The 7,674-nt window shown below is 67.9% G+C and carries 9 protein-coding genes and 1 riboswitch; of the genes, 8 read left to right on the plus strand and 1 reads right to left on the minus strand.

Annotation, left to right across the window (positions count from 1 at the left end):
- The first annotated feature begins 27 nt into the window (after positions 1-27).
- The 8 genes from IVB32_RS36250 to cobT all read left to right on the plus strand — a co-directional run bounded on the left by IVB32_RS36250 (position 28) and on the right by cobT (position 7,234).
- Complete coding sequence (locus IVB32_RS36250; RefSeq protein ID WP_018458666.1) at positions 28-1,209, plus strand: bifunctional cobalt-precorrin-7 (C(5))-methyltransferase/cobalt-precorrin-6B (C(15))-methyltransferase; 1,182 nt, start codon at positions 28-30, stop codon at positions 1,207-1,209.
- The gene (locus IVB32_RS36255; protein WP_018458667.1) at positions 1,206-1,574 is read left to right on the plus strand and encodes a cobalamin biosynthesis protein; all 369 of its coding nucleotides are present in this window, start codon (positions 1,206-1,208) and stop codon (positions 1,572-1,574) included. The genes IVB32_RS36250 and IVB32_RS36255 overlap by 4 nt, the downstream gene beginning before the upstream one ends.
- Positions 1,571-2,353: a precorrin-4 C(11)-methyltransferase gene (cobM, locus tag IVB32_RS36260; RefSeq protein ID WP_247412939.1), complete on the plus strand. Its 783-nt coding sequence runs from the start codon at positions 1,571-1,573 to the stop codon at positions 2,351-2,353. The genes IVB32_RS36255 and cobM overlap by 4 nt, the downstream gene beginning before the upstream one ends.
- Positions 2,353-3,663: a cobyrinate a,c-diamide synthase gene (locus IVB32_RS36265; protein WP_018458669.1), complete on the plus strand. Its 1,311-nt coding sequence runs from the start codon at positions 2,353-2,355 to the stop codon at positions 3,661-3,663. Before cobM ends, IVB32_RS36265 begins: the two co-directional genes overlap by 1 nt.
- On the plus strand, positions 3,660-4,391 hold the full coding sequence (gene cobA / locus IVB32_RS36270; RefSeq protein ID WP_018458670.1) for a uroporphyrinogen-III C-methyltransferase: 732 nt from the start codon (positions 3,660-3,662) through the stop codon (positions 4,389-4,391). Before IVB32_RS36265 ends, cobA begins: the two co-directional genes overlap by 4 nt.
- A 45-nt stretch (positions 4,392-4,436) precedes the next feature.
- A riboswitch (cobalamin riboswitch) is annotated at positions 4,437-4,657 on the plus strand.
- A 36-nt stretch (positions 4,658-4,693) separates the two neighbouring features.
- Positions 4,694-5,371, plus strand: coding sequence for an energy-coupling factor ABC transporter permease (locus tag IVB32_RS36275; RefSeq protein ID WP_018458671.1), 678 nt, complete (start codon positions 4,694-4,696; stop codon positions 5,369-5,371).
- A 45-nt stretch (positions 5,372-5,416) separates the two neighbouring features.
- Positions 5,417-6,166: a precorrin-6A synthase (deacetylating) gene (cobF, locus tag IVB32_RS36280; protein ID WP_018458672.1), complete on the plus strand. Its 750-nt coding sequence runs from the start codon at positions 5,417-5,419 to the stop codon at positions 6,164-6,166.
- Between the two features lie 15 nt (positions 6,167-6,181).
- The gene (gene cobT, locus IVB32_RS36285; RefSeq protein WP_247300151.1) at positions 6,182-7,234 is read left to right on the plus strand and encodes a nicotinate-nucleotide--dimethylbenzimidazole phosphoribosyltransferase; all 1,053 of its coding nucleotides are present in this window, start codon (positions 6,182-6,184) and stop codon (positions 7,232-7,234) included.
- Here cobT and IVB32_RS36290 read toward each other — a convergent pair.
- The coding region (locus IVB32_RS36290; protein ID WP_247412942.1) for a histidine phosphatase family protein at positions 7,235-7,674 on the minus strand (440 nt) is incomplete at its 5' end.

Genomic DNA, 7,674 nt, shown 5'->3' on the forward strand with positions numbered 1-7,674 from the left:
GTTCCGCCCAGAATGAGGGCGCGCGTCATGGCTGATCCCTGGCTGACCATCATCGGCATCGGCGAAGATGGCCTTGCCGGGCTGTCCGAGGCAAGCCGAAAGGCGCTCGATGATGCCGAAACTGTCTTTGGCGGTGAACGGCATCTTGCACTCGCCGGCATAACCGGGCGCGGCCGTCCATGGCCGGTGCCGTTCGATGCAGAAATCGTGTTGAGCTGCCGTGGTCGCCCGACGGCGGTGCTCGCCTCCGGCGATCCGTTCTGGCACGGGGCCGGCGCGAGCCTCGCCGAGAAGCTCCATGGCGACGAATGGATCGCGTATGCGGCTCCCTCGACATTCTCGCTCGTTGCTGCGCGGCTTGGCTGGCGTCTGGAATCCGTTGCCTGTCTCGGTCTCCACGCCGCGCCATTCGAGCGTCTCGTGCCACACCTGGCGCGAGGGGCACGCATCATTTGTCTCGTGCGCGACGCAAAGGCGGCAGGCGATCTCGCGAAATGGCTGACGGCGCGCGGATGGGGTGCCTCGGCATTCTGGACACTCGCTGCGCTTGGCGGGCCGCGCGAAAGGATCAACGCGCATCGCGCCGACAGCTTCGCAGGCGATCTTGCCGGAAATCTGGTCGCGGTAGCCGTTGAGGCGGCGGGCGCGCAGGGCATCCCCCACAGCTCGGGACTATCGGACGAACTCTTCGTCCATGACGGCCAGATCACCAAGCGTCCGGTCCGTGCGCTCGCGCTTTCGGCGCTGGCGCCGCGTCCCGGTGAACGGCTATGGGACATCGGTGCGGGCTCGGGCTCGATCTCGGTCGAGTGGACGCTGTGCGGGGGCACCGCGATCGCCGTCGAGGCGCGCGAGGATCGCGCAGCGAACATTCGCAGCAATGCGACGGCGTTCGGGTTGGCACATCGGATCACAGTCATCGCGGGAAAAGCGCCTGAAACCCTTGCTACGCTGGACGGGCCTGACGCCGTGTTCATCGGCGGCGGTCTCGACATCGCGATGTTCGACGCCATCTGGCCGCGGCTCTCGCCCGGTACGCGGCTGGTCGCGCATTCAGTAACGTTGGAGACGGAAGCGTTGCTCGGTGAGCTGCACCAGCGCCAGGGCGGCGAATTGATGCGGGTCGAGATTGCGCATGCCGCTTCGCTCGGCCGCTACCGGTCCTGGGAGGCCGTGCGGCCCGTGGTGCAATGGAGCGCGGTCCGATGAAGGTCGCCGGGCTCGGATTCAAGCGGGACGTCACGCTGGCCTCGCTGCGTGAGGCGCTTCTGGCGGCCGGTGGTCCCGAAGGCCTCGCAGCAGTGGCGACGGTCAGCGATAAGGCCGACGAGGAGGTGTTGAAGCAGCTCGCGCGCGAATGCGGCTTGCCGATCAAGGCGGTTGCCGCCGAAATGCTTGTTGGCATCGACACGCCGACGCAGTCAAAGCTCGTCGTGGAAAAGTTCGGGACGGGATCGGTTGCCGAGGCGGCGGCGCTCGCAGCGGCCGGACCTCGCGCGCGATTGATTGCGACGCGGGTGGTCTCGCAGGATCGCACCGCGACCGCGGCGATCGCGGAAGGAGACGGCGCATGACGGTGCATTTCATCGGGGCAGGGCCAGGCGCTCCTGACTTGCTGACGTTGCGCGGCCGCGATCTCATCGCCGCCTGTCCGGTCTGCCTCTATGCTGGCTCACTTGTGCCCGAGGGCGTCTTGGCGCATTGCCCGCCCGGGGCGCGGATCGTCAACACCGCGCCGCTGTCGCTCGATGAGATCGTCGCGGAGATCGCCGCCGCCCATGCCGATGGCAAGGACGTTGCGCGGCTGCATTCCGGTGATCTCTCGATCTGGTCGGCGATGGGCGAACAGCTCCGCCGCCTGCGCACGCTCGACATTCCCTACACGGTCACGCCCGGCGTTCCCTCTTTCTCGGCCGCCGCGGCTGCGCTGGAGGCCGAGCTGACGCTGCCCGGCCTTGCCCAGACCGTGGTGCTGACGCGCACGCCGGGCCGCGCCAGCGCGATGCCCGAAGGCGAGAAGCTTGCCGCCTTCGCCGCCACCGGCGCGGTGCTCGCGATCCATCTGTCGATTCATCTGCTCGACAAGGTCGTCGCTGAGCTGACGCCGCATTATGACGCGGATTGCCCGGTCGCGATCGTCTGGCGTGCGAGCTGGCCCGAGCAGCGCATCATCCGCGCCACGCTCGCAACACTCGACGCTGCGGTCGGGGGCGAGATGGAGCGCACCGCGTTGATCCTGGTCGGCAAGACGCTGGGCTCGGCGGATTTTTCCGAGAGCCGTCTCTATGCTGCCGACTATGACCGCCGCTATCGGCCGGTCGGCGCCGAGCCGCGCTTTCCGGAGGTGTCGTGATGGCGGCAGGGCTCGTTATCTCCGCGCCGGCCTCCGGCGTCGGCAAGACCACACTGACGCTGGCGCTTGCTCGCGCCTGGCGCAACAGCGGATTGCGGGTGCAGTGCTTCAAGAGCGGCCCCGATTACATCGATCCCGCGTTTCATGCCGCCGCGACGGGACGCGCCTCGGTCAATGTCGACAGTTGGGCGATGGATCGCGGGACAATCTCGCATCTCGTCAGTCGCGGCATTGACGCCGATGTCGTGCTGGCCGAAGGCTCGATGGGTCTGTTCGACGGCGTCGCCGCGCGTGGCGTCTGCGGCACCGGGGCGACCGCCGACATCGCGGAGATGCTGGACTGGCCGGTGCTGCTGGTGATCGATCCCTCAGGACAGGCACAAACGGCGGCCGCGATCGCGGCGGGCCTTCGCGACTACCGCCCCGGTGTGCGCCTTGCAGGCGTCGTGCTCAATCGCGTTGCCAGCCCGCGCCACGAAGCCCTCGTGCGGCGCGCGCTGCTGGATGCCGGCATCGCCGTATTCGGCGCGCTGCCGCGCCATGCCGAGATCAGCCTGCCGAAGCGGCATCTCGGACTGGTGCAGGCCGAGGAGCAGGCGGAAATCGGCAAGCTGATCGACGAGGCCGCGCGCTTCGTTGCCGAGCATGTCGATCTCGACGCGGTGCTGCGTTCGGCGGCCACCTGGTCGCCGCAACCTGCCGCAAGCGGCGTCAACGTGACGCCGCCCGGCCAGCGCATTGCGCTTGCCCGTGATGCCGCGTTCTCCTTCGTCTATCCGCACATGCTGGAAGCGTGGCGCGCGGCGGGTGCGGAGATCTCGACATTCTCGCCGCTCGCCGATGAAGCCCCTGATCCGGTCGCCGATGTGTGCTGGCTGCCTGGCGGCTATCCCGAGCTGCAGGCCGGCAGGATCGCTGCCAATGCGCGCTTCCGCAGCGGATTGCGCGCCTTCGCCGAGACGCGCCCGGTGCACGGCGAATGCGGGGGCTATATGGTGCTGGGCACCGCTTTGACCGACGCCGATGGCATCAGCCACGAGATGACGGGCCTGCTCGGCCTGGAGACGAGCTTTGCCAAGCGCCGCATGCATCTGGGCTATCGTCTGGCCGAGCTCGCCGCGCCGATGCCGGGTCATCAGGCGGGTGCACGCCTGCGTGGCCATGAATTCCACTATTCGACCATAGTCGCGCAGCCCGACACGGCGCTGGCGGTCGTGCACGACGCGACAGGTGCGGTCATTGCCGAGACCGGCTCGCGGCGGGGACAAGCCACCGGCACGTTCTTCCATCTGATCGCGGAGGACCGGTGAGCGGTTTTGTCTCCTTTGTCTCCGCCGGGCCCGGCGATCCCGAGCTGCTCACGCTCAAGGGTGCAGCGCGGCTGCGCGAGGCCGACGTTGTGCTCTATGACGATCTTGCTTCAGGCGCGATCCTCGATCTGGCCCGGCCCGGCGCCAATCTCGTCGCGGTGGGAAAGCGGGCAGGGCGGGCCTCGACCAAGCAGCACCATGTCAACCGCCTGCTGGTCGACTATGCCGTGACAGGCGCGCGCGTGGTCCGGTTGAAGTCGGGCGATGCCGGCATCTTTGGCCGGCTCGAGGAGGAGCTCGAGACGCTGCGTGAAGCGGGCATCGGCTACGAGATCATTCCCGGCGTCACCTCGGCCTGTGTCGCCGCCGCGCAAGCCGGCATTCCGCTGACCCGGCGTCACACCTCGCGCCGCGTGCAGTTCGTGACCGGGGCGGACGTCACCGGCGAGCTGCCGCCAGATCTCAATTGGGCGGCGCTGGCCGATCCGGAGGCGACGACCGTGGTCTATATGGGCCGGCGGACGTTTCCGGCGTTGGTCGTCAAATTGATCGAGCACGGGCTCGCCCCAACCACGCCGGCGTTGTTTGCCGAATCGCTCGGCCGTCCCGATGAGCGGCTGGTCCGCACCACCATTTCGGAACTTGCAGAGCAGCTTGCGCGGGGCGGAGCGGCCTCCACGGCGGCCGTCATCCTGTTCGGCGCGCTGGCGGGGAATTATCCGTCATGACCGCCTCGTCCGCCCGTCGCCCCTTGACGCCCGGCCGGCGAAAGAGGCACACAGGAGACGCATGGTGCTCGATGCGGCGCAAAGCGCCGGAGCATAATCGGGAATGGGGATGGGCGGACCCAGTTGCGGCGCCCAAAACCCCAGCCGCCCCCGCGACTGTAAGCGGTGAGGGACTTCGATCAGCCACTGGGCCGCGAGGCCCGGGAAGGCCGGAGACTCCCAGTGAACCGCGAGCCAGGAGACCGGCCGTGCATGTTTTGAGGCCAAGGCCGTCGGGTGTGACGGCAAGAAGGATCTGAGCCATGCATATCGAACCCGGACTAGTCTCGGACGCCAAGCTCGTGCTGAGTTATGCAACCGGCATTGCCGTCGGCGGCGTTGCCTTGAAGCTCGCGGTTGAGACCGTGCGCGAGCAGGGCATCACGTCGTTCGCGGCGCGGACGCTCGCCACCACGGGACTTGTGTTTATCTTCTTCGAGATCCTGCCGCACTTCCCGGTCGGCGTCTCCGAAGTGCACTTCATCCTCGGCTCGACCTTGTTCCTGCTGTTTGGCGCGGCGCCTGCGGCCTTCGGCCTCGCGTTTGGCCTGCTGTTCCAGGGCATCTTCTTCGAGCCGCCCGACTTGCCGCAATATGGCATGAACGTCACCACGCTATTGGTGCCGCTGTTCGGAATCCAGGCGATCGCCACGCGGATCATTTCGAGCAACACGGCCTATGTCGATCTGAAGTACCGCCAGGCGCTGGCGCTTTCGACGACCTATCAGGCGGGCGTCATCGCCTGGGTGGCGTTCTGGGCGATTTATGGCTCCGGCTTCGGCGCGACCAACCTCGCCAACATCGCGACCTTCGCGGCGTCCTATGCGCTGGTCATCGTGATTGAGCCGCTCGCCGATCTCGGCGTGCTCGCGCTGGCAAAGTCGCTGCGCGGCGTCACCGCGCCCGGCCTCGTCACGCCGCGTTTGCACAGCGCGGCCTAGAGACAAGCGAACGGGCGGCCATGATGGCCGCCCTTCGCAGCCACCATGCTCACGCTCTCTCTGATAGGCATCGGTTGCGGCGATCCCGAGCAGCTCACGCGTGCCGCGATTACTGCCATCAACGCGGCCGATCTCGTCCTGATCCCCCGCAAGGGGACGGCCAAGTCCGACCTCGCCGATCTCAGGCGGACGATCTGCGCCGATCTGCTCACCAGCGACACGACCCGCATTGCCGAGTTCGATCTGCCCGTGCGGGACGCCGCTGAAGCGGACTATCGCAAGGGCGTGGACGATTGGCATGATGCCGTGGCCGCCGTCTGGTCGCAGACGATCGGGGATCATCTCGAAGGAGAGGGCAAGGTCGCGCTGCTGATCTGGGGCGATCCCTCGCTTTATGATTCCTCGCTGCGCATTGCGCGGCGGCTCAATCCCTCGCCAAAGATCGAGGTCGTGCCCGGCATCACCTCGATCCAGGCGCTGTGTGCGGCGCATGCGTTGCCGCTCAACGACATCGGCGAGCCCTTTCTAGTTTCGACCGGACGCCGCTTGCGCGATGGCGGTTGGCCGGCAGGTGTCGATACCGTGGTGGTGATGCTCGACGGCGGCACGGCGTTCCAGTCGCTTGATCCGGCGGGCCTGCACATCTGGTGGGGGGCCTATCTCGGCATGCCCGATCAGATCGTGATGTCCGGCGCGCTGGCCGAGATCGGCCCGCGCATCGTCGCCGTGCGGCAAGAGGCGCGCGAACGGCACGGCTGGATCATGGACAGTTACATCCTCAAGCGCAGGCTGTGAGGCAAGCGAGGCAGCATGCTCCCCGAATGGGTCACCCAACAATGCCCCGATATCTCCGCAGTCCATCGCGGGGCGGCGGTGGCGCGGCAGGCGCAACTGACGAAACCGACCGGCGCGCTCGGCCGGCTCGAGCAGCTCGCGATCGAGCTTGCGGGCCTGCAAGCAACCGAGCAGCCGCGCGCGGCGCGGGTGCCGATCATCATCTTCGCCGGCGATCACGGCATCGTCGCGCAGGGCGTCTCGGCCTATCCGCAGGAAGTGACGATCGCGATGCTGGCGAACTTCGCCTCCGGCGGTGCCGCAATCTCGGTGCTGGCGCGTGAGCTGGGCTCCAGCCTGGAGGTCGTCGACGCCGGCACGCTGGCGCAGGAGGAGATGGCTGGAATCGTGACCGACAAGCCGCGCAGCGGTACGCGCGATTTCAGCGTCGAAGCTGCGCTCACCCCCACGGAGCTGGCATTTGCGTTCGAAGCCGGCCGACGTGCGGTGACGCGCGCACAGGCCGGGCAGCCCGATCTTCTGATCTTCGGCGAGATGGGCATCGGCAACACCACGACATCGGCGGCGATCGCGGCCGGCTTGCTCGGCGTGAGCGCCGCGGAGATCGCGGGCAGCGGTACCGGCATCGACGCGGCCGGCCGTGCGCACAAGGCGCGGGTGATCGACGCTGCAATCGCACGCCATGACATTGCGGGCGCTGCGCCCGAAAAGATCCTGTGCGCCGTCGGCGGTCTCGAGATCGCCGCCATCTGCGGTGCCGTTATCGCGGCTGCACAGCACCGCATCCCCGTGTTGATCGACGGCTTCATCGTGTCGGTCGCGGCGCTGGCGGCGGTGCGGCTCAACCCTTCGTGCCAGCTGTTCCTGCTGGCCTCGCACCAGTCGGCGGAGCAGGGGCATCGGCTGGTGCTCCGCGCGCTGAACGTGCAGCCGCTGATCAGCCTGGATCTCAGGCTCGGCGAAGGATCGGGCGCGGCCATCGCGCTGCCGCTTGTGCGGTCGGCCTGCGCGCTCCACAACGGCATGGCGACCTTTGCGCAGGCCAATGTGCCTGATCGTCCGGCCTGATCAAATCGTCCGCTGATTGACGGAGACGACGCGCCAGCCGGTCGCGAGCCGGTCAATCCTGGTCAGCGACAGCGGATCGATCACGAAGCGCAGGGCCGCTTGTGGCGTCAGGTCGAGCGCGATGCACAGCGCCGCCCGGATCGTGCCGGAATGCACGACGAGCGTTGCGGCCCCGGTGCCGATCTTCGACAAACCCAGGCGGACCCGCGCGACCTGTTCCTCAAAGCTTTCGCCGCCGGACGGCCGTCCGCGCGCCGGATCGCTCCAGAACCGTGCATAGGCCTCGCCACCGGTCGCGGCGAGTTCGTCATGCCGACGGCCGGTCCAGTCGCCAAAGTCTTGCTCGCTGAATTCGTCCAGCTGCAGCGGCTCGAGCCCCAGCGCGCGGGCCGTTTCGACGGTGCGCCGCGACGGGCTCGCATAGCTCGCGGCGTCCCGTG

Source organism: Bradyrhizobium sp. 23, from assembly GCF_023073295.1.
GTDB classification, from domain to species: Bacteria; Pseudomonadota; Alphaproteobacteria; order Rhizobiales; family Xanthobacteraceae; genus Bradyrhizobium; species Bradyrhizobium canariense_D.